Origin of the sequence: Thermococcus sp. ES12, from assembly GCF_012027515.1 — an archaeon.
In the GTDB taxonomy this organism is placed as follows: Archaea; Methanobacteriota_B; Thermococci; order Thermococcales; family Thermococcaceae; genus Thermococcus; species Thermococcus barossii.
This window is the reverse complement of sequence record NZ_SNUP01000128.1, coordinates 1-396: the sequence shown is the minus strand read 5'-3', so window position 1 is coordinate 396 and position 396 is coordinate 1. Positions and strand designations below refer to the sequence as shown.

Annotated in this window: 1 protein-coding gene; it reads left to right on the top strand. The window is 42.2% G+C overall.

The window, feature by feature from the left end:
• A partial coding sequence (locus tag E3E37_RS11395; RefSeq protein WP_206204117.1) for a hydroxyethylthiazole kinase occupies window positions 1-396 on the top strand: 396 nt, incomplete at both ends.

Here is a 396-nt window from a genome sequence, read left to right as displayed (position 1 = left end):
CAAAGCATTGGAAAAAGTTAGAGAAAAGAAACCCTTGGTACATAACATAACCAACTACGTAGTTATGAATACCACAGCAAATGCTCTCCTTGCTATAGGAGCTTCTCCAGTTATGGCCCATGCAATAGAAGAACTCGAAGAGATGGTTGCCTTGGCTAACGCACTAGTGATAAACATCGGGACCTTAGACGAGCACAAAATATACTCCATGATGAAAGCTGTTAAGGCTGCAAAAGACCTCAAAAAGCCTGTTATTCTGGATCCTGTAGGCGCTGGAGCTACGAAACTCAGAACAAAGACTTCTCTAAGACTTTTAGAGATAGGAGAGATAAGTGTTATCAGAGGAAACTTTGGAGAAATCGCGGCACTTCTTGGTGAGCATGGAAAAACAAGAGG